The sequence below is a fragment of the Alteromonas sp. MMG017 genome, assembly GCF_018100795.1.
Taxonomy (GTDB): domain Bacteria; phylum Pseudomonadota; class Gammaproteobacteria; order Enterobacterales; family Alteromonadaceae; genus Alteromonas.
This window is the reverse complement of record NZ_JAGJDY010000005.1, coordinates 205,982-227,437: the sequence shown is the minus strand read 5'-3', so window position 1 is coordinate 227,437 and position 21,456 is coordinate 205,982. Positions and strand designations below refer to the sequence as shown.

At 43.2% G+C, this 21,456-nt stretch carries 21 protein-coding genes; 10 read left to right on the top strand and 11 right to left on the bottom strand.

Annotated features, from left to right (window positions below; translation table 11 throughout):
* Positions 1–756, bottom strand: a complete 756-nt coding sequence (gene trmJ, locus J8L84_RS09870; RefSeq protein WP_057790570.1) for a tRNA (cytosine(32)/uridine(32)-2'-O)-methyltransferase TrmJ — start codon at positions 754–756, stop codon at positions 1–3.
* A gap of 276 nt (positions 757–1,032) precedes the next feature.
* On the opposite strand from trmJ, the gene suhB reads away from it, so the two are divergent.
* Complete coding sequence (suhB, locus tag J8L84_RS09865) at positions 1,033–1,809, top strand: inositol-1-monophosphatase (RefSeq protein ID WP_211070549.1); 777 nt, start codon at positions 1,033–1,035, stop codon at positions 1,807–1,809.
* 89 nt (positions 1,810–1,898) lie between these two features.
* On the opposite strand, the gene J8L84_RS09860 is transcribed toward suhB, so the two are convergent.
* Complete coding sequence (locus J8L84_RS09860) at positions 1,899–3,215, bottom strand: acyltransferase family protein (RefSeq protein WP_211070548.1); 1,317 nt, start codon at positions 3,213–3,215, stop codon at positions 1,899–1,901.
* A gap of 107 nt (positions 3,216–3,322) precedes the next feature.
* Here J8L84_RS09860 and J8L84_RS20670 point away from each other — a divergent pair, with 107 nt between their 5' ends.
* Positions 3,323–4,237 (top strand): LytTR family DNA-binding domain-containing protein, encoded by a 915-nt coding sequence (locus J8L84_RS20670; protein WP_211070547.1) that lies wholly within the window; start codon positions 3,323–3,325, stop codon positions 4,235–4,237.
* Positions 4,238–4,261: 24 nt separating this feature from the next.
* Here J8L84_RS20670 and J8L84_RS09850 read toward each other — a convergent pair whose 3' ends face one another.
* From J8L84_RS09850 to J8L84_RS09810, 9 genes are all read right to left on the bottom strand, one after another.
* Positions 4,262–6,280: an EAL domain-containing protein gene (locus J8L84_RS09850; RefSeq protein ID WP_211070546.1), complete on the bottom strand. Its 2,019-nt coding sequence runs from the start codon at positions 6,278–6,280 to the stop codon at positions 4,262–4,264.
* Between the two features lie 50 nt (positions 6,281–6,330).
* On the bottom strand, positions 6,331–6,870 hold the full coding sequence (locus tag J8L84_RS09845; RefSeq protein ID WP_211070545.1) for a YfiR family protein: 540 nt from the start codon (positions 6,868–6,870) through the stop codon (positions 6,331–6,333).
* A gap of 6 nt (positions 6,871–6,876) precedes the next feature.
* Complete coding sequence (locus J8L84_RS09840) at positions 6,877–8,829, bottom strand: TonB-dependent receptor (protein ID WP_211070544.1); 1,953 nt, start codon at positions 8,827–8,829, stop codon at positions 6,877–6,879.
* A 308-nt stretch (positions 8,830–9,137) separates the two neighbouring features.
* Positions 9,138–10,079 carry a protein translocase subunit SecF gene (gene secF, locus J8L84_RS09835; protein WP_057790557.1) on the bottom strand — a complete coding sequence of 314 codons (942 nt, stop codon included), beginning with the start codon at positions 10,077–10,079 and terminating at the stop codon, positions 9,138–9,140.
* A 9-nt stretch (positions 10,080–10,088) separates the two neighbouring features.
* Positions 10,089–11,936, bottom strand: a complete 1,848-nt coding sequence (gene secD, locus J8L84_RS09830) for a protein translocase subunit SecD (protein ID WP_211070543.1) — start codon at positions 11,934–11,936, stop codon at positions 10,089–10,091.
* Positions 11,937–11,991: 55 nt separating this feature from the next.
* Positions 11,992–12,330 (bottom strand): preprotein translocase subunit YajC, encoded by a 339-nt coding sequence (gene yajC / locus J8L84_RS09825; protein WP_013783253.1) that lies wholly within the window; start codon positions 12,328–12,330, stop codon positions 11,992–11,994.
* Positions 12,331–12,354: 24 nt separating this feature from the next.
* A complete protein-coding gene (gene tgt, locus J8L84_RS09820) occupies positions 12,355–13,467 on the bottom strand; it encodes a tRNA guanosine(34) transglycosylase Tgt (RefSeq protein ID WP_211070542.1) in 1,113 nt (370 codons plus the stop codon).
* A 178-nt stretch (positions 13,468–13,645) separates the two neighbouring features.
* Positions 13,646–14,710, bottom strand: a complete 1,065-nt coding sequence (gene queA, locus J8L84_RS09815; protein ID WP_211070541.1) for a tRNA preQ1(34) S-adenosylmethionine ribosyltransferase-isomerase QueA — start codon at positions 14,708–14,710, stop codon at positions 13,646–13,648.
* Positions 14,711–15,090: 380 nt separating this feature from the next.
* Positions 15,091–15,303 carry a DUF6471 domain-containing protein gene (locus J8L84_RS09810; protein WP_247670699.1) on the bottom strand — a complete coding sequence of 71 codons (213 nt, stop codon included), beginning with the start codon at positions 15,301–15,303 and terminating at the stop codon, positions 15,091–15,093.
* A 237-nt stretch (positions 15,304–15,540) separates the two neighbouring features.
* On the opposite strand from J8L84_RS09810, the gene J8L84_RS09805 reads away from it, so the two are divergent.
* The 8 genes from J8L84_RS09805 to J8L84_RS09770 all read left to right on the top strand — a co-directional run bounded on the left by J8L84_RS09805 (position 15,541) and on the right by J8L84_RS09770 (position 21,399).
* The gene (locus tag J8L84_RS09805) at positions 15,541–15,930 is read left to right on the top strand and encodes a DUF2170 family protein (RefSeq protein WP_062087694.1); all 390 of its coding nucleotides are present in this window, start codon (positions 15,541–15,543) and stop codon (positions 15,928–15,930) included.
* A 23-nt stretch (positions 15,931–15,953) separates the two neighbouring features.
* Positions 15,954–16,634, top strand: coding sequence for a PspA/IM30 family protein (locus J8L84_RS09800; RefSeq protein ID WP_211070539.1), 681 nt, complete (start codon positions 15,954–15,956; stop codon positions 16,632–16,634).
* A 103-nt stretch (positions 16,635–16,737) separates the two neighbouring features.
* Positions 16,738–17,793 carry a potassium channel family protein gene (locus J8L84_RS09795; protein ID WP_211070538.1) on the top strand — a complete coding sequence of 352 codons (1,056 nt, stop codon included), beginning with the start codon at positions 16,738–16,740 and terminating at the stop codon, positions 17,791–17,793.
* 14 nt (positions 17,794–17,807) lie between these two features.
* Positions 17,808–18,452, top strand: a complete 645-nt coding sequence (locus J8L84_RS09790; protein WP_211070537.1) for a YjfK family protein — start codon at positions 17,808–17,810, stop codon at positions 18,450–18,452.
* A gap of 26 nt (positions 18,453–18,478) precedes the next feature.
* Positions 18,479–18,895: a DUF350 domain-containing protein gene (locus J8L84_RS09785; RefSeq protein WP_057790539.1), complete on the top strand. Its 417-nt coding sequence runs from the start codon at positions 18,479–18,481 to the stop codon at positions 18,893–18,895.
* A 9-nt stretch (positions 18,896–18,904) separates the two neighbouring features.
* Positions 18,905–19,582 (top strand): DUF1190 family protein, encoded by a 678-nt coding sequence (locus J8L84_RS09780; RefSeq protein WP_211070536.1) that lies wholly within the window; start codon positions 18,905–18,907, stop codon positions 19,580–19,582.
* Positions 19,583–19,585: 3 nt separating this feature from the next.
* Entirely contained in the window at positions 19,586–20,755 is a 1,170-nt protein-coding gene (locus J8L84_RS09775; RefSeq protein WP_211070535.1) for a glutathionylspermidine synthase family protein, read from the top strand.
* A 104-nt stretch (positions 20,756–20,859) separates the two neighbouring features.
* Complete coding sequence (locus J8L84_RS09770) at positions 20,860–21,399, top strand: rhomboid family intramembrane serine protease (protein ID WP_211070534.1); 540 nt, start codon at positions 20,860–20,862, stop codon at positions 21,397–21,399.
* The last annotated feature ends 57 nt before the right edge of the window (positions 21,400–21,456 follow it).

The window sequence follows — 21,456 nt, the reverse complement described above, 5'->3', positions numbered from 1 at the left end:
CTAGTTAGGTGATTCATTTTCGTTGTCAGGCTCTGGCAAGGGCGCTTTGACCGATTTATCGATAGACGCCAAGATGCCACGTAATATATTGAGCTCTTGAGATTCAGGACGAGCGCGATTGAACAAACGACGAAGTTTAGTCATTACTACGCCTGGGTGACTCTTACGAATGAAAGACGTACCTTCTAATGTTGATTCAAGGTGCGTATAAAAACGTTCTAAATCTTCATTCAGCGGGTACGCTTCTTCAGCCGTAGGTAAAGCTTCTTTGTTTAAGTACGCCATACGAATTTCATAGCATAAGGTTTGTACCGCAGCGGCTAAGTTAAGCGAGCTGTACTCTGGGTTGGCAGGAATACACATATGAAAGTGACATTGTTGTAACTCTTCGTTGCTTAACCCACTATTTTCACGACCAAATACCAGCGCTACAGGGAAGTTACTTACTTCTTGTACTAGTTTTTCACCGCATTCACGTGGACCTAGCATAGGCCAAGAGTGGGTTCTAGAACGGGCCGATGTACCCACAACCAAACCACAATCAGACACGGCTTCTTCTAAGGTGCTAACTATTTTGGCGTTAGCTAAAACGTCCCCCGCCCCAGCAGCCAAAGCACTTGCTTGACCATCAGGCTCATGTACAGGATTAACTAGATAGAGGCTACTCAAGCCCATGGTTTTCATCGCTCGCGCTGTGGAGCCAATGTTGCCAGTGTGTGATGTACTCACCAAAATAATACGGATGTTCTCGAGCATGCTTTTTATTACCTGTAGCCTCGTCAATATTGAACGGAATAGTAGCACAATGGCGGTATAGATGGCTATCTGCAGCCCTACATTGATACCTCAATATTGTCAGCATCACACGTGCTTGTGCAGCCCATCCACATTTCATTTGCATCACACGACCATTCTGGTTAAGATGCGCGCGTTTTGAACACCTTACCTTGTTGGTCACTTGCGTAAAACGCATGTTGGGCTAACCTATGGTCAAGGTCAGTTCTTTGGTCTTTTACAATTGGTGGTTTATCTATGCATCCTATGCTGAATATTGCGGTGCGCGCAGCGCGTGCGGCTGGCACAATTATTGTTCGTGGTTTTGAAAAACACAACGAAGTAGCAACTGAATCAAAAGGTTTGAACGATTACGTCACCCAAGTTGATAAAGAAGCTGAGCAAGCTATTATTGCTAAAATTCAGCAATCATTTCCAAATCACTGCTTTATGGGTGAAGAGTCTGGCGAAACTGCTGGCGCAGATACTGACTTTCAGTGGATTATTGACCCATTAGATGGCACCACCAATTTCATTAAAGGCATCCCTCACTTTGCCGTATCTATTGCATTACTTCACAAAGGTCGTCTAGACCAAGCTGTTGTATTTGATCCTATCCGTAGCGAATTATTCACCGCTAGCCGTGGACAAGGCGCCCAGTTGAATGGTTACCGTATTCGTGCGTCTAAGCCTCGTGATTTAAACGAAACGATTCTTGCCACCGGCATGCCGTTTAAGAACAAAGCCAAATTCGGTGAGTATGCACTTAGCCTAAACAAAATCTTCCACGAATGTGGTGATATTCGCCGTGCAGGTAGTGCAGCGCTAGATTTAGCATACGTTGCTGCTGGCCGTCATGATGGCTACTGGGAACGTGGTATTAAAACGTGGGATATCGCAGCTGGTGAACTTATTGTTCGTGAAGCTGGCGGCTTAGTAACCGACTTTAAAGGCGGTAACGATCCACTTTATAGCGGCGAAATCGTGGCAGGTAGTGCCAAAGTAGTTCAAGGCTTAGTTAAGCACTTGAAATAAGCTCTTTAGACAAGGCAATGAGTTGATTATTGCCTGTAAAAAGTTAAGGAAAAGCGGTGTCATTCATACACCGCTTTTTTTGTGCCTGTTTATTGAGAGGCTTTTGTAAATGGCTTAAAAACTGTCTTAGTAAAAACCGACGTGGAAGGTGCTTGACTCATTATGTCGTTTATCTGGGTAATTCCCTGCGGTTTGGCCTTCAATCCAAATAATATCCGTGTCACTAGGTTTCTCTTGGCAAGTTCATAAGTAAGCGCACAGCCTACTAACGTAACCAGTAAAATGAGCACAAACTGAATTCCTACTGGAAAGCCTATCGAATGCAGAGCATACGCGGCAACCACAATTAATGTTTGGTGCATCATGTAGTAAGGAAGCACACCGCTATTAAGGTATTTTACCCAGGCCATCGGTTTATTTAAGTAACGCTTACCAAAGCCTAGTATCGCCGCTAACCAAGCCCAATGATTCAGCACTACAATGTATCCCACCAGAACTCTGAACCACAAGAACTCAGTCATCCAATCGCCAACAGGCCCGAACATATCGTGCCTATCGGCGATAATAAGTGAATACATGCACAGCGCTACCAGCATGCTTACATAGCGAGTACGCTCTAGCGCTTCCCATAATTTGGGCTGCAAAATGATAACGGCACCAACTATCATAACAAGAAAGTATTTAGCATGGCTGTACCAATCATTAAGCAAATCGTGTGTAGTCGGGTACGTATTTCGCAACATTAGCCATATCGCTACCATAGCCGTAGAAGATGCAAAGGCGAAGGTTATCATTCCAATCTGAAGTTTTCGCAACTGAGCCATCACCGGAAACAGCAAAATTAACAGTATTGAATACACCCACAAGTAAGGTAGAAACCAAAGATGATTCCACGTCAGTAAGCCAATGTCAGAATGACGCTCGGCTAGCCACTGCGTATCGGGGTTGATATAGGCTAAATAGAACTGTGTAAAGGTAGTGTCTATCACCCCATCGACTGTCCACTCAATGTAAACTTGTGGGGCAACTATCACAAACATGCCAAATAGTAACGGAATCAATAATCGTTGCGTTCGTTGGGCTATCAACACCCCAGCCCGTTTTAAAAATAAAAGCGGTTGAGGCTCAATGCGAGTTAACAGCGCGGTAAGTACCATCGAAGAGATCAAAAACAACAGCGACATTCGCCACTGGTTCGTTAAAATCATAACATCTTGCAACCATGCTTGAGGCTGCTCACTTTTGATATGCCATCCCCATTCCAACACGTAGTACATACCAATGTGATAAAGAATCAACACACCAAACGCGATCACTCTTAACGCATCGAGCGCATGAAACCGAATTACTTCCCCACTGCTTTTGGCCAGCTCTGTTAAATCGCTGCCTTTTTTTAGTTGTGTCATTACTGTCTATCCTATTCAATAATGTAGTAATAGGGTTTTATATAACGTAGATTTTCTTACTGTCACTAGCGTAGAGTGACGAAAGAATGCGTATTTAGGGGTGAGCGGTGGGTAGTAGTGACGAAAAACTCAGTCAGTTTTTTCGCAATACAGAGCGATATCATAAATGGGCGGCCTTCATACTGCTGGTTATCTATTTATTTTTGAATAACTCCATTAATGCCGCATCCGATTGGACAGAGCTATCGAGAGATGAAAATAACAGCACTGCGTTATGGGAACCTTATCTGTGGGAATATAGCAGCGCATTAGCTACTGCCTTATTAGTCGTTCCGCTTATTTTCTCTATTCGTAAACTCGATACTTACTCATTTGGAATTAGGATATGGCTAGTTTGGCACTTTGCTTTTGCGAGCCTATTTTCAATTGCTCATGTCACATTGATGGTGACATTTAGAGAGCTTTGCTACTTACTATCAGATAAAGAATATAATTTCGGGCCGCTAGCCCGCGAATTTTTTTATGAGTACCGTAAGGATATATGGGGCTATATCACCCTTGTCACTTTTTATTACATTATTATGTTCAGTTATCGAAGGCTTATTGGAGAGGCTTCGGTTATTCGAGAGCATGATGCGCCAGAGGAAGTTAGTGGTAATAAAGGAAACATCTCGCCCTCGACCATGCCCGACAATTTGTTGGTAAAGAAGCTAAACAAAGAGTTTTTGGTGAAACTCAGTGACGTATACTGGATAGAGGCCTCGGGAAACTATATTAATCTTCACACTTTAAAATCAACATTCCCTTTACGATATACCATGAAACAATTCTGTGAGAACGCTGGTGACAAGGGCTTTATTCGCGTTCATCGTTCCTATGCTATTCAATGTACATTTATAAACAATATCGCATTTGAAGAGAGTGGAGACGGGATCGCCGTCTTACTGGATGGTACAAAAGTAGCTATATCACGGCGATATAAAGAAGATTTAAAAGCAAGGTTAACGCCCAGTCTATCGTGAATGATTACGAGAGAATAGCGAGTATTATAACAACACCTCACCTTTCAGCGCCGTTTTTGATGCAATATGTGCAGGCTTAAATGCGTGAAAAAACGTTTCGAATTTTTTTGCTTGCGCGGGTTTAGCGATAAAATATCCTTGACCAAAATGGCAACCAAACTCCGTTAACATCTGTAGTTGTGCTTCATCCTCGATACCTTCAGCAACCACCTTAATATTTAGGTTTTTCGCCATTTGAACAATGGTATTGCACAGTGCAGTACCTGCTGAATCAATACCTAGCTGTTGGACGAAACTTTTGTCTATCTTGATGATATCTATTTTTAGCTGTTGCAAATACGACAATGAAGAATACCCTACTCCAAAGTCATCAATAGCGATCTCAACACCTTTTTCTTTCAGTAAACGTAAGTCTTCAACCACCTTTTTTCTATCTGTCATCAATGCAGTTTCAGTGATTTCTATTGCTATTGCATTTGCGCCTAAATTAGCGTCATCCAGAATACGGATAAACTCAGGTATCCAGTTGTCTTCTGGCTTTAATTGCGCGGCAGAAACATTAATATTTACGCAAAAGTTAGGGCACAAGCTTTGCCTAAACGCTTGAACATTAGCAATCGCATTTTGAAGCACCCAATTTCCCAGCTCTACGATTAGGCCATTTTCTTCCGCGATAGGAATAAAGTCCTGAGGTGAAATTACCCCCTTCTCTGGATGATGCCAACGAATTAACGCTTCTGCTTTATCAATTTTTCGTGTTTCAATGTTGTAGATAGGTTGATAGAAGAGTTCTAGTTCGTCATTTTTCAAGGCTTGGCGCAAGTCGCTTATCACCAGCTTTTTGGCTTCTAATTTTTCTAACATTGAAGTGTGAAAGAAGCGATAGCAATTCCTTCCTGATGATTTTGCCTCATACATTGCTAAGTCGGCTTTTTTCATTATTTCTTCAGCAGACTGACCACACTCTGGGTAAGAACTCGCGCCAATACTGGCGGTTATATGGACACTTTCATCGCGGATCAGGAAGGGTTTATTAAACTCATATCTAATTCGATTCGCAATGCTTTCGATAACACTGGGCTCTGCTACATCCTGCAGGAATATAGTGAACTCATCGCCGCCTAATCGCGCAAGGGTATCGCCTTTGTTAATAATGGCCTGAATACGTTTTGCTGCATCAACAATTAACAAATCGCCATAATCATGACCTAACGTGTCATTCACCTCCTTAAAGCCATCCAAGTCAAGGAACAGCAATGTAAAGGTATGGGGCTTTGCACTTTTACCCACGTCGTTTATTAATTCATAAATATAACGCCGATTTGGCAAACCCGATAAACTGTCTTTGTATGCTTGATCTCTTAATTCAATATTGGCCTTTTCTAATTCACCAGTCCGTTGCTGAACCGTACTCTCTAACAAGTTATCTCTAAGGGAAATGGTTTCTAACATCGAATTAAACCCTTTCGTTAAGTCCCCTATTTCATCAAAGGAACTAAAGGTCGCTCTTATTGAGTAGTCATGACTGTGAGTCACCTTTTTAACCACTGCCGCCAAGCGCAAAATAGGATAGATAAAACGCTTACTAGCGAAAAGTGAAAGGAAAAAGCCAAAAACGATAATAGTGATAAAGATGGCACCTAGAAACATCAAGTAGAATGAAACATGTTTTCTCACTGAACTATCATCCGTATAGATAATAAGTGAGCCATAATGAGAGTCATGCGCTTCTAAGCTAGTCTCAGTTTTAGTCAGTGCTTGGTTATCTAATCGTGCTGCACTCTCAGCGATATCAATTGAAGTAAAAACATCACCTTGATGATCTATCACACTCACCATGACCACACTATCCTGATAGGCGAGTGGTTCTATAAGCTCATGAATAGCTTCTTTGTCGTTAAAAATGAGTGATGCCGTGACATTGGGAGCGAGTATTTGTGCCAGTGAATTTACCCGTCGAACTTCAGCGTTACTCAACGTATTAATTTGATACACCGACATGACTAACAACGTGATAAGCGTAGAAAATGACGCTACTGCCATGAACATAGCCGTCAATCTAAATAATAGTGAACGCTTTTTCAGAAACATATTCACCATGGCTCTCGCGGCGTGTCAACAACTCGCCCCAATCTCATTACCTTTGAACTCATTACGATATTTGCTCTCTCGAGCCTTTGCGGGGCTATTTCAAAACGTATTTTTCCGCCCGTCTTAAATAAGTTTATATGCCCTGACCACTGAGCAATATTTTTGGACTCTGAAATAATCATAGTACTGATGAACTCACCGCTATCGAGTGAGACTGGCTTATGCTGACTTTTCTCTACGATAAACAGCGAGTGACACCCAGACTCAGGGTGATCTATATAAGTAGCTACAACAGGCTTTCCTTTCACCTTCTGATTTGCGAGCGTAGTTAAAGCTGAATTTACAAAATCAGAATCGTTGCTGCATATTCTGTAGACATCACTTGCGTTAGGATCGAACCACTCACCAGAGCTGTAAAGTGCAAAGTTATAGATAAATCCTGCTTTAATCGCATTTTCTCTGTTACTTGAGCGTGCATGTGACTCACTAAGTGGCAGTGCAATGATAAAAATGATAAGTACTATTTTGATGTAATTCTTCATAGATATTTACTCAAAAAAGTAGCTAAGGTTGATAACGTAAGAGGGTTCAATAAACGAAGGAACTACAAAAAGTTGCCGCGTATTTGCATACTCAACTCTATCGCTAATAAACAAATTATTTCCGGTGGCACTAAACTGTAAGTTCTCCGATATTTGCCATTGCCAGGATACGTCTAACGCATAGTAGTCGTCAGTACTGTAAGCATCCCCCCTCTCCCAGCGTGCAGTAGTAAAGAGTGAATGAGCATCACTAAGCTGCAAAGATGTTTTGAACAACCACTGTTCAACCTTTGAATTTTCGCCCGTTGGTGATTGCAAATTTTCTGAGAGATCATAATCGATTTTGGCAAAACTATAGGTAAGTTCAGTATTAACCCAAGAGGCAACTTGCCAATCTACAAAGGCCTCTGCACCGTAAGTATCCAATCGTCCGTCAGAGACAAATGTTTGAATGAATAAGGAAGGCGGATTTATCGCAACGTCAGTGGTGAGTACGTTGTCAGCTTCGGTTTTAAACAACGATAAATCGATATCCCATCGACTGGCGTTGTAGCGATAGCCAACCTCTTTTGAAACTGACTGCTCAGCTTGTATATCTTTATTGCCTTGAATGATTTGCGCCAATATAAAATTGCCGAAAGGGATACCTGCAGCGCGGAAAGATAAATCCATTTCAGTAAACGATGGAAAGCGGCTCCCTTTTGATATTGACCCCCAAAGCGTAGACTCCTCATTCACCTTCCACATCACTTTGGCTGAGGGTTGATGCTGCCAACCTATGGCACTATTACGCTCAACTTTACTTCCTAAGCTAACGCTAACTTGGCTGGGAATGTGTTCATATTGGGCCTGTAAAAAAGCACTGTAATACTGCAGGATATCAAGATTATTTAACGAGGTAAGGTAGTCATTATTTGTCAGCGTTAAGCCGATATTACGATAATTTAATCCAAAGTCGAACTGAAATGCATTGATTTGTGAGCTTATCAAATAATCAATACTGACATCTTCTTGTTCATCTTCGAAATAAAATGAATCGTACTCTTCGTTGTTATAGGTTAACTGGAAAACTTGGCTGGTATTGTTATCGATAATGTGATCAAGACGAACCGCAAAATTAAATAACTCTCTTGTCTCTGAATCTTCATTAAATTGGGTGGCGTTTGTTAGTAAATCGGGAGCCAACACGACATTACTAATGTCGATGTTTTGGTACTCACCTTGCACTAATACGAATACGCTGTCACTCAAGTTGAGATCAAAACGCGTACCAATACCTTGAGTGTGGTTACTATCATTGGGGGTAATAGAAAAATGGGCATTGTTTGATTCTCGAAGGTTTTTACTAAAAGCATGAACCCTAAACGAACCCAAAGAGTTGAGGTCTTTACCAAAGCGAATAGCGGCGTTTGTCAGTTCACTACCCACCTCTAACGTACTCAGTAAACCACGGGTATCTTCGCTATGTTTAGTAATAATATTTACCACACCATTAGTGGCATTATTTCCCCATGACAATCCACCATTACTTCTAACTACTTCAATTCTTTCAATGTCATACAACGGAGTATTGAGGCTTTCCCAGTTGACTCCACCATCTACTGCATCATAAATACTTTGCCCATTGACAAGCACTAACATTCGGCTAGAAAAACGCCCTGCTACCGCACGTAATGTTACAGCCCAGTTGTTGTTATCAATTTTTCGCACCTGTAGACCAGGCACAAGCGATAGGGCTTGGGGAATAGAGGTGACACCTGAACGCTTTATTTCATCGCCAGGAAGAACATAAATGGATGCAGCATTTTCCTCTGCAACACGTAACCGACGAGTAACGGTGGAAAGTTGCACATCTAAATCCATCAGTGCGTCTAACGCTAGATGTTTACTATCTATCGACTGCGAGGCTGCCCCAAATGGGGCAAGCAACGCTACCAAAAGTCCGGTTAAAACTTTCATCCATTAATCACCAAGAAGAGACTATAAGCATTGTGTTCTGACTAGCAGTCATAGAAATAGAAAAGAGTACGTACTACGCCAAACCGTGTTATTTATTGGTTATGGAGTTCTATTTATAACCCGTTAGAAACGACTAAATTATAGCCTACCGTTAAATAATTGGATGTAATACTTAATGATAATTTTCTAGGTGAAGATAAAGAGTGAACACTAACTTGTATCTGGGGAAAACAGGCCGAAGGCAAAAAAAAAGCTAGTCACTTTAGGTGACTAGCTTTTTCGTGTATGGCAATACCTAGCGTTTATGATTACGGCATAGGATCTAAATCGGCACCTTCTTTTTCCACCTGAGGTGGCATCAAGTCTTCTTTGCTGATACCCAGTGCTAGTGCAACCGAGCTGGCAATATAAACAGAAGAGTAGGTACCCACAACCACACCAAATAACAATGCAGTAGCAAATCCGTGAATTAGCGCGCCGCCTTTGTAAAACAGTGCAACCAATACCAGTACCGTAGTCAAAGACGTAATAATGGTACGGTTCAAGGTTTGCGTAAGAGAGATATTGATAATATCAATAGGCTCGCCTTTGCGAATTTTACGGAAGTTTTCACGAATACGATCGGATACAACAATGGTATCGTTAAGCGAGTAACCGATTACCGCTAATACCGCTGCAAGTACCGTTAAATCAAATTCAATTTGAAGTATCGAAAATAACCCCAAGGTCAGAATAACATCATGAGCAAGGGCCGATACCGAACCTAGCGCAAATCGCCATTCAAAACGCATGGCAACATAAACTAATATACAAATTAGCGCCACCAACATGGCTAAGCCGCCCTGCTCGGTAAGTTCTTCGCCAACGTTTGGCCCTACGAACTCAATACGACGCATATCAACCGCAGTGCCATCGGCACGTAACGCGGCTAATACTTGCTCACCAATGGTGGCCGCTTTAACACCGTCACGAGGTGCAATACGAATAAGCACCTCTTGGCTGCTGCCAAAGTTTTGTACAATAGCGTCTTCGAATTCCGCGTTATTAAGTAAGGTACGAATCGATTCTAGGTTTGCCGAATCTTCGTAACCCACTTCAATTAGCGTTCCGCCAGTGAAATCTAATCCCCAATTAAGACTGTTCACGCCCAAAGAGACGAACGAGCCTAAAATAAGAATGGTAGATAGCACCATCGCTGGCACACGCAGACGCATGAAATTAATGGTTTCAGATAACTTTAATAATTGCATGTCCTGCTCCTATATCGCTAATTTCTGTACATTACGTCGACCGCCCCACACTGCGTTAACGATAACGCGTGTCAGTAAAATAGCAGTAAACATAGAGGTAGCAATACCAATCATAAGCGTAATAGAGAAGCCTTTAATTGGACCTGTTCCTACAGCGAACAGAATAAGACCCGCAATAAACGTGGTGATGTTAGCATCTAAAATGGTAGAGAACGCGCTGTCATAGCCATGATGAATAGCCTGTTGAGGGCTTCTTCCATCACGCAACTCTTCTCGAATTCGTTCGAAAATAAGCACGTTAGCATCTACCGCCATACCAACGGTAAGTACAATACCTGCCATACCGGGTAAGGTTAGCGTAGCACCAGGGATCATAGACATAATGCCCACAATCATCACTAAGTTCGTGATAAGTGCAATGTTTGCCACAATACCAAAAGCTTTGTAGTAAATAAGCATAAATACTAGAACCGCTAACAAACCATACACAATAGCTTGCGTACCAAGTTCAATATTCTCTTTACCTAAGCTTGGCCCTACCGTGCGCTCTTCAACAATTTGAATAGGTGCAATCAATGCACCAGCGCGAAGTAGCAAGGCTAAATCGCGGGCTTCTTTCGGAGAATCAAGGCCGGTAATTTGAAATTTACTGCCCAGCTGAGCACGAATGGTGGCAACAGAGATAACTTGCTCATGCTTTTCAAAGATAAGCTTGTCGTCTTTGTTACGCTCGCCATTTGACTTGTATTCAATAAACACCGTAGCCATTGGTTTGCCAATGTTGCCGCGGGTCGAGCGAGACATTTTATTGCCGCCCTCAGAATCAAGAGAAATATTAACGTTAGGTAAACCGTACTCATCCACGCCACTGTTGGCATCGATAATATGACTACCCGTAAGCATGATGCGTTTTTCAAGTAACTGAGGAATACCTTGCTGGTCTTCAATAACCTGAGAGCCCGCAGGTACACGACCGCTGATAGCGTCACGCACGTCATTTTTCTGATCAACCATTCTAAATTCTAAGGTTGCTGTGGCATTTAGAATTTCTTTCGCACGGGCCGTATCTTGAATACCTGGAAGTTGCACAACAATACGGTCGGCACCTTGCTTTTGAACCAAGGGTTCAGCAACACCTAATTGGTTAACACGGTTACGAATAATCGTAATGTTTTGCTTCACCGCATTCTCGCGAATCTCTTGAAGTTTAGCTTCAGAAAATACTGCACGAAGCACTAAGTCATCAGTTTGGCTTAGCGTAAGGTCACGATTTTGGTTACGTAAGAAAAACTCTGCTTTATCAAGTGTTTCTTCATCACGGAAAGTGATTTCTACGTAGTCTTCCTTTTGCGTAACACCCCGATAACGAATGCCTTCTTCACGCAATGAAGTACGGAATCCGCTTTCAGCATCTTCCAATGACTTAGTGATGACTTCGGTCATGTCCACTTCCATCAAGAAATGAACGCCACCACGTAAATCCAAACCAAGCTTCATTGGCGTACCGCCTAAACCTTCAAGCCATTCTGGCGTATCAGGAGCAAGGTTCATTGCCACAAAGTACTCGTCACCTAGTGCATCTTCCAATGCTTCACGGGCAACTAATTGAGTGTCTGAATCTGAGATGCGAACGAGAATTTGCTCATCTTCGAATTCGATGCGCTTAGGGGTAATACCTTTTGCCGCCAACGTAGACTCAACTTGGCCTACCATTGACTCGGTTACAACAGCGTCACGGCCTGCAGAAATCTGCACTGCGTGATCTTCACCGTAGATATTGGGAAGTGCATAAAGTGCGCATAGTCCAATGACAATAAGCGTACTTAGCACTTTCCAGATTGAATTTTTATTTAGCACTGGATAGTTCCTTTCGTGCCAGTACCGGGAAGGTCCCGGCCCCGGCGTTTGTCAATTACAGCGACTTCATAGTGCCTTTTGGCAACACAGCTGTTACAGACGACTTCTGTACAACAATGTTGTTAGTGTCGTTAAGCGAGATTTCGATGAAATCTTTGTCGTCAGACACTTTGGTAATACGACCAACAATGCCACCTTGTGTTAGCACTTCATCGCCTTTACCCAGTGAGGTAACTAAGTTTTTATGCTCTTTTACACGCTTCGCTTGAGGGCGATAAAGAAGGAAGTAAAAGATTAAACCGAATACGGCCAACATGATGATCATTTCCATGCCACCGCCTTGTGCAGCGCCACCAGAAGCTTGCGCATGTGCGCTTGAGATAAATAGGCTCATAAAATTCCCCAATTATTTTCGTTGTTATAGTGCCGGAACCGGCATATTTTTTTGTTCATAAAAAGTGTGTACGAAATCGTCCAACGAATCTGCTTCAATAGCATCGCGAAGGCCTTGCATAACACGTTGGTAGTAACGAAGGTTATGGATGGTGTTTAAACGCGCACCCAAAATCTCATTACACTTATCTAAATGATGTAGATAAGAGCGAGAATAGTTTTTACAAGTGTAACAGTCACAATTTTCATCAAGAGGCGACGTATCATTGCGGTGCACCGCATTACGAATTTTTACTACGCCATCGGTAACAAATAAGTGACCGTTTCTAGCGTTACGGGTTGGCATAACGCAGTCGAACATATCGATACCACGGCGCACCGCTTCTACGATATCTTCTGGCTTACCCACGCCCATTAAATAGCGAGGTTTGTCTTCTGGAATTTGCGGCGCGGTATGATCGATAATGCGGATCATATCTTCTTTAGGCTCACCAACTGATAAGCCACCAATGGCATATCCGTCGAAGCCAATAGCTTCAAGTCCAGCTAGCGATACATCACGCAAACCTTCGTACATACCACCTTGGATGATACCAAACAAAGCAGCAGGGTTATCGCCATGAGATTCTTTGCTTCGCTTCGCCCAACGAAGAGACATTTCCATGGATACTCGCGCTTCCTGCTCAGTAGCAGGGTAAGGCGTGCATTCATCGAAGATCATCACGATGTCAGAGCCTAGGTCACGTTGCACTTCCATCGACTTTTCTGGCGTAAGTAAAATCTTCTCACCGTTAATTGGCGAGCGGAAGGTTACCCCTTCTTCGGTAATTTTTCGTAAATCACCTAAACTAAATACTTGGAAACCACCTGAATCGGTAAGGATTGGCTTGTCCCAATGCATAAAGTCATGCAAATCGCCGTGCTGGCGGATAACGCCAGTACCTGGACGCAACATTAAGTGGAACGTATTGCCAAGGCAAATATGTGCACCACTTTCTTTTAATTCTTCAGGGGTCATCCCTTTTACTGTGCCGTAGGTACCCACTGGCATAAATGCTGGGGTTTCTACCACACCACGATCAAAAACCAGACGTCCGCGTCTGGCTTTACCATCGGTTTTCAACAACTCAAATTGCATGTAAAGCGTTCCCAATTAGGTGCGCGCACTGGCGCTGGGTCAAACGAAATTGTGGGCGATTATACCAGTTATTCTTCTGAGATCATGCCCTATACGCATGTTTATCGTTGAGATAAAGAAATAGGACGGTCATCCTCTGCCCTATTCTTTAAAATATCGCCGATACTAAAACTTTCAATCAGGCTTTTTCGATAAACATACTGTCGCCATAGCTAAAGAATCGATACTCGTTTTCGATAGCTACTTGATAAGCATTCATTACATTTTCTCTGCCAGCAAAAGCACTTATTAGCATCATAAGTGTTGATTCAGGCAAATGAAAATTGGTGAACATGGCATCGACGACTTTGAAGGTAAAGCCCGGGTAAATAAAGATTTCAGTATCAGAGTAAAACGGCGCAATTACGGGGCTTTCACCTGCATTTTTTTCTTTTGATTGCTCTGCACTGGCTTTTGCCGCAGATTCTAATGAACGTACCGATGTAGTCCCTACCGCAATCACCCGCTTACCTTTTGCTTTCGTTGCTAATACGGCATCTACCACGTCTTGGGATACCTCGGCATATTCAGCATGCATTTTATGCTCTTCAATATTCTCCACCCTTACTGGTTGGAAAGTACCCGCACCAACATGCAAGGTAACAAAGGCTAAATTAATGCCTTTTGCTTTAAGCGCCGCTAGCATATCGTCGTCAAAGTGTAAGCCCGCGGTAGGCGCTGCAACTGCCCCTGGCGTTTCGTTGTATACCGTTTGATAGCGCTCTTTATCGGTCGATTCATCAGGGCGGTCAATGTAGGGTGGCAATGGCATGTGACCATACTGCTCCAACAACGAAAGCGCGGTTTCTTCATGGTCGAAGCGAAGTAAGAACAAGGCATCATCACGTCCTTCAACCGTAATATTGACATGGTCTTCAAGTAATAAACGGGTACCAGGCTTTGGTGCTTTGCTGGCTCGCACATGCGCAAGCGCGGTGTGCTCGGTTAAAATACGCTCTATGAGCACTTCAACTTGGCCGCCGGTTTCTTTCTTGCCTAACAGGCGCGCAGGAATAACCCGGGTGTTATTAAATACCAGAAGGTCACCCTCTTCTACTAATGACAGCATGTCGTTAAACATAGAGTGAGTGACAGCGCCCGACTTACCATTCAACTGAAGTAAACGGCTTGCCGTTCTATCTTCTGTTGGATACTTGGCAATAAGGTGTTCTGGAAGTGTGAAGCGATAATCTGATAATTTCATATTTACTATTTAAAGACGCCAAAATTGAACTAAAGAATTAAGACAAAAGTTGAATATTAAGTAAATTTAAGTTCCATAGACTTTGGTTACTTTTAACCAAAATACAATTTCACCCACTCATCCAACCTCTTATTTTTATTAGCCTAAAGTAGCCATGTATAATTTACTATACCTACTTATAGAACCCAATACGGTTAAATATCAAACAAAGATAGAAGAGAAAACCTTAAACGGTTAAGATTCATCCCAGATAGTGATGATGTTCTCCCTTAACATTCCTTATCTTAGACCCGACACTTGTCGGGTTTTTTTTCGACTGTCGATTGCTACCGACTTCCTGAGCGAACTTTTCACTTCATATCTTTTTGCGATAAAGCATTTTACCCGTTTGTATCATCAAGATCAGTTAAGATTTCTTCGATTAACGCCGCATCTACTGCACGCGCTTTAAGGACGTATAATATTTGTACTAACAAATCTGCGCCCATTATGCCTTTATTAACCTTATTCCTCAGGTTATCAGCACTTTGTTCCACACCAATGTCGGCTAAACGCTGGCTGAGCGCTTGATATTTTACTCCACGCACAGACATTTCAGACTTAACGAGTCGTGCTACGGTTTGTCGCCATGCATTTTTAGCACTCAATTTAACACCCCATTTGTGACGTATGATTTACAAAAACACACTTTTTTACACATTTAAAGCGTATTCGTTGTTGACGATTATGGCATAATGGGTCTACACTGCAAGTCAAGAATATTGGCGAGTGCGTAATTTGTGGTTACAGTGGCACTCGACATTATCGCTTCAATCGAAAAGGAGAACTGTATGAGTTGGGATCTAGAGAGCATCGAATCTTTGTTTAAAGGGCACGATGACTTTGTGGTGACGCGTGAGGAAAACTGTTTACTCATTGCGAATCAAGACGGTATAGACGCGTGGCTAGCGATAAGCGGCGAGCAAATTTTAGTAGAAACCTTATTGTTTGCTTCATCAGAAGTGAAAGACAAAGCGGCTTTAGATCACGAGATTTTATCTACCCACATGCTGTTCCCATTAACCACGGTAGGCATTTCGACCGTTGGTGACGAAGAGTACTACGTTGCCTTTGGCGCCTTAAGTGCCCAATCGAAGTCAGAAAGTATTGTGATTGAAGTAGAAACACTGTTTCAGAACGTTGCATCATTTTTAGATGCCTACGAAACACACCTTAGTTAATATTTACTTCGAAGGAGAAGCGAATGTCAGTCTGGAAAAAATTAGTTACTGCAGTAAAGGGTGGTGCCAATGAAGCGGCACAGTCGGTAGTAGATAGCCAAGCTATCCGTATTCTGGAGCAAGAAATCAGAGAAGCTAAAGAAGAGTTACGTAAATCTGATCATGCAAGAACGCAGATTTTAGCGAAATGTAAGTTGTCTCAACAAAAAGTAGACAGCTTTAATTCATCCATCACCGAGTACGAAGCGCATGCACGTAAAGCCATTGATAACGATCGCCAGTTAGCCCTAGATTGTGCTCAAAAGGTGTCTGAATTGAAAGAAGAACAAGCGCAAGAGCAAGCGTATCTTGATCAGTTCCAACAATCAGAGAAGCAATTGGCACAGAATATCCAGCAAGCAAAAGCGAACTTGCGCCGTTTAGAGCAGCAAGTGGATATGGTGAAAGCCACTGAAAGTGTACAGAAGGCACAAGTTGCTGTTTCATCTCGCCACATGGGCGCGAACAGTAAAATGAAAACCGCAACGGAATCGCTTTCACGCATTCAAGATAAGCAGAAGATGCGCAACGCTGAACTTCAAGCGGCGGAAGAACTTGCCACTGAAGAGTCGAGCAGCGATTTAGAAAAGCGCCTCTCAGAAGCCGGTATTAAAGGGGGCAAAACCTCAGCCGATGATGAGCTTGCTCGTATTTTAGGCAAATAAAGTAATATTTAACGGGAGCTTAGGCTCCCGCTTTGTCTTTTATAGACATCTCCCCCGCTTAAAGGCACAGTTAAGAAAAGACAAACTAAGGTTGTTTCTCGCTATGTCGCAATGGACAAAACTGCGCAAGATGATGTTGCAGTATTTCGCCGAGTCTCGTTGGTACACCATTTTAGGCGCAACTGCTTTTTATGGGGTCAGTAGTTATTGGCTTTTATATGCTGCCAATGAAAATGCGTTAATTTCACAAGCAGACTTTATTTATTGGTTAGCCGTCACTGCATCTACCGTAGGTTATGGCGACTTATCGCCCACCACATCAGCCGGCAAACTCATCGTTGCGTTTTATGTTATTCCGCTAGGGCTCAGTATTTTTGCCATGGTGATTGGCCGAATTGCAGCCTGGGTATCTGGACAATGGAGAAAAGGGGTCATGGGCATGACAAGCCTTCACGTTAGTAAACATATTTTAGTTATTGGCTGGAACGAGCAACGCACCATGTTGCTACTTAATTTACTTCTGCAAGAACGAGAAGACATGACCGAGCGGCCTGACATTGTCTTGTGTGTAAAAGCCGACATTACCAACCCCATGCCCGGCATCATTGAATTTGTAAAAGTAGACTCGTTTAACAAAGATGACGACATGGATAGAGCCTGTATCGCCTCAGCGCAAACTATTCTTATCGACAATCCGCAAGACGATGTGACTATGACCACCGCATTGTATTGCTCAAAGCGAAATCCACAAGCCCATCAAGTGGCTTATTTTAACGATGATAGCCTAGTCGGTTTACTACAAGAGCATTGCCCGAAAGTGGAATGTACGCCCAGCGTGGCCGTTGAAATGCTAGCTAAAGCGGCGTTCGACCCAGGCTCTAGCATGCTGCATCACGACTTACTCAGCGTGGATGAAGGCCAAGCCCAATTTTCAGTAAAAATTCCTAGCGATAGCCCTACTATTTCAGTCGCCAAATTATTTATGAACTTAAAGCGTCGACACGATGCCATATTCATTGGTTACGCCCCAGGCGGACAAGTGAAAGAGATGGTGGTGAACCCGCCGTTGCAGTCGACGTTAGCACCTGGCGATACCTTATTTTACATTGCCGACAGGCGTATCAATGCTATTAACTGGCCATCGTTAGACGCCGAATAGCACAGGAGTGTATTGTGTTTAGTAAATTATTTAAGAAAAAAGCACCCGAAAAACCCAAAGTGCCTGAGGTAATGGGCTTGTACCTAGGCGGTTCATTCGAGCTTGATAACCTGAAGCTGTCTTTACTTGAGCCTTCACTAACGATTGAAGGCGCAGCACGCTCGCAACTTATTCAGGCCGTTGGCGAAGCCCCCCTTGATACTGGCGGCACTTTGCTGCGTTTTTACACTGATGATGATGCCTTTTTACAAGTGGTGCTTGATGGCGGACTAACCGAAAACCATATTACTGACGTCAAACTCTGGCATTTTTATAGCACTGAAACCATTGGTAGTGAACAACAATGGAAGTCATGTGTAAACACCCTCATAAGCCAACCGACTTATACCCTTGATGGCAAGGTGTTTAAGCGCGTTTGGGAAGCAGTAGGCGCAGAATCACCGCCCGTAGCGGTATCAGAGACCACTTATGAAGAAGATGAAGATATCAGCACTACCGATCAATTTATGATGCTCTACGAACGAGAGATAGAAAATGATAGAGTAGAATCATTGTTGGTGGTGGGTGAAGAAAAGGTAGTTGGAAGCAATTTTGACCGCTGCTTGGTCATCTCCACTGGGTTTGATGTAGAGCCCGCTGACATTACAATAAACGGTTAATCGACATATAAAGGTAAGGACGTTCTATGGACACTATTATGGATTCATTGGCTGGATTAGATAACTTTGCGGTGTACTTCGGCCTCTCAATTGTTTTCTTATTCGTCTTCAAACTTGTTTATGCGCTAGTGACCCCACACGATGAGTGGAAACTGGTAAAAGAAGAGAAAAATGTCGCAGCTGCCATTGGTTTTGGCGGCGCGATTGTGGGTTTTGCCATTGCACTTGCTAGCGCAGCGACTCACTCAGTCGCCATTGTCGATTTCATTATTTGGGCTGTTGTCGCTATTATCGCGCAATCGTTAGCCTTTGCATTATTACGCTTCACCTTTATGCCTAAAATTGCACAGCGTATTAACGAAAATGAAGTGTCCGCAGGCGTAATGCTAGCCAGTATGTCTATTGCTGTGGGTTTATTAAATGCGGCATGCATGACCTATTAAGGGGGATCCATGACAAATTCTAATAAATCACAGGCCGTACAAGACGATATGATGGATAGCCAATCAGGTGTAGCCACCAGCCGTAAACGTAGCTCAGGTATCAACCTTTCTCGTATGCGCAAAAGTTACGCCTTAAAACCTCTAGCTATTGGTATTGCCAGTGTTTTTTTGAGTGCTTGCGGTGAAGAGAAGCAAGACGCACAAATTTATACTTCATTGGAAGACTGTAAGCGAGATTTCCCTGATGCGGTAGAACGCTGTGATGCAGCTTATAAAACCGCGACAGAAGAAGCGATGCGCACCAGCCCTCGCTTCAATAGCGAATACGATTGTGAGTACGAATTTGGCGCCAACCAATGTCGTACGGTAAATACCAATTCGGGCAGTGTATTTATGCCCTTTATGGCCGGCTTCATGGTGAGCCAGTTATTATCACCAAATCGCTATTATTCACAGCCGCTCTATACCTCATATTCACCCTACTCTTCTTATCGTTCTCGTTGGGTTACCGCCGATGGTAACGTGTTTAGTGGTGATATTCGCAAGCGCAATTACAAAGTGGGCTCAGATACACTAAAACCTAAACCTACGGTAAACCGCACCATGAAACGCGGCGGTTTCGGTAGCAGTGTTAGGGCAAAATCGTCGTGGGGAAGTAGCTCACGCAAAGGTAGTTGGGGCGGATAAGCCATGTTTAGAATGCCATGCCAGCCACGCAAAGGTTGGCAGCAATTGGCCGGCGAATTTGGGTTCCACTTTCATACCATGTATGGCGAACCCTACTGGGATGAGCGCGCCTACTATCAATTTACCCTTGCTCAGATTGAAAAGGACATTGAAGATCCCACCGCCGAGCTTCATCAAATGTGCTTAGCTGTGGTTGAAGATGTAGTTAATAGTGAGCAGTTACTCACCCGCTTTTCTATTCCCGAAGCCCACTGGGGTTTGGTGAAAGACAGTTGGCGCAACCGCGACCCTAGCTTGTACTCCCGCCTAGATTTAGTTTATTCCGGCAAAGGCCCCGCAAAACTGCTTGAGAACAACGCAGATACGCCCACCAGCCTTTACGAGTCAGGCTTTTGGCAATGGCTATGGTTAGAACAACAAGTGAATGCGGGCGTATTAGCGCGTAATGCAGATCAGTTTAATAGCTTGCAAGAAAAGCTGGTGTTTCGCTTTGGTGAAATAGCCCAGCATTATCAATTGAATCAAATGCACTTTTCTTGCTGCAAAGACACAGAAGAAGATCGCGGTACGGTGCAGTATTTACAAGATTGCGCGCGAGAAGCTGGTATTAAAAGCGACTTTGTTTTTATTGAAGACATTGGTTTGGCAGATACTGGCGTATTTACCGACCTTGCTAATGCCCCCATTACCGATTGCTTTAAGCTCTATCCTTGGGAGTTTATTCTGCGAGAAGAGTTCGGTGATGCCCTCGCTGATGCAAAAGTAAATTGGTTAGAGCCTGCATGGAAGTCTATTATTTCAAACAAAGCATTATTGCCTTTGTTGTGGCAGAAGTTCAAAGGCCATCCTAATTTACTCCCTGCCTATTTCGCCGATGATATTCCTCATAATGCGATACACGGCGGCAAGTGGGTGAAAAAGCCGTTATTTTCAAGAGAAGGCGCGAATATTTCATTGATTGAAAATGGAAAGGAATCGGAATTAAGCCCTGGACCGTATGGAGAAGAAGGGTTTATTGTGCAAGCTTTTCACCCGCTTCCAGTGTTTGATGGAAACCATACCCTTATCGGAAGCTGGTTGGTAGATGACATGCCCGCAGGTATTTCGGTGCGTGAAGATAGCAATGCGATTACACAAGACTTGTCTCGCTACCTACCCCATATCATCTTGTAATTACGCATCGAAACGCTGATTGCTTAGCGGTTACATGGCGAGTTGAACTCGCCGACGCTATCGCGCAGAGCACGATGTTATAACCAAGGAATAGAATACTGTTTATGAAGCCACTCTCATTTCAACTTCGTGTGTTACTAACGCTAGGGGCACTTCTCATTGTGATTGAGATAGTGAATCTGGTGACAGGGAATAGCTTAAATCAGTTTGGTGTATATCCACGCTCTTTGTCCCATCTGCCCTATATTTTTACCGCACCGTTTTTGCACGGTACGCCGTCCCACTTAATGGCCAATTTTATCCCTCTGTTGTTATTTATGTGGCTGACTATGCAATGGGGTAAACGCACATTTCTTATCGCCACAGCCAGTGCGTTAATTATTGGTGGGCTCGGTGTATGGATTTTCGGTCGTAGCGCTATGCATATTGGCGCAAGTGGTATGGTTTACGGCTACTTCGGCTTCTTAGTGTTAGCTGGCTTTAAAAGTAAAAAAGTTAAGTACCTACTTATTTCTATCATTGTTGCCATCCTTTACGGCGGAATGCTGGTAGGTATTTTGCCAACTTCCAGGTTTATTTCATTTGAATATCATCTATTTGGCTTTTTAGGTGGGTTATTTGCCGCTTGGCACTGGGCACGATGAATGGATGCCGTATAATTGCAGTTCATCAAACAGTGCGGCTAATAAGAGAAAGATAAA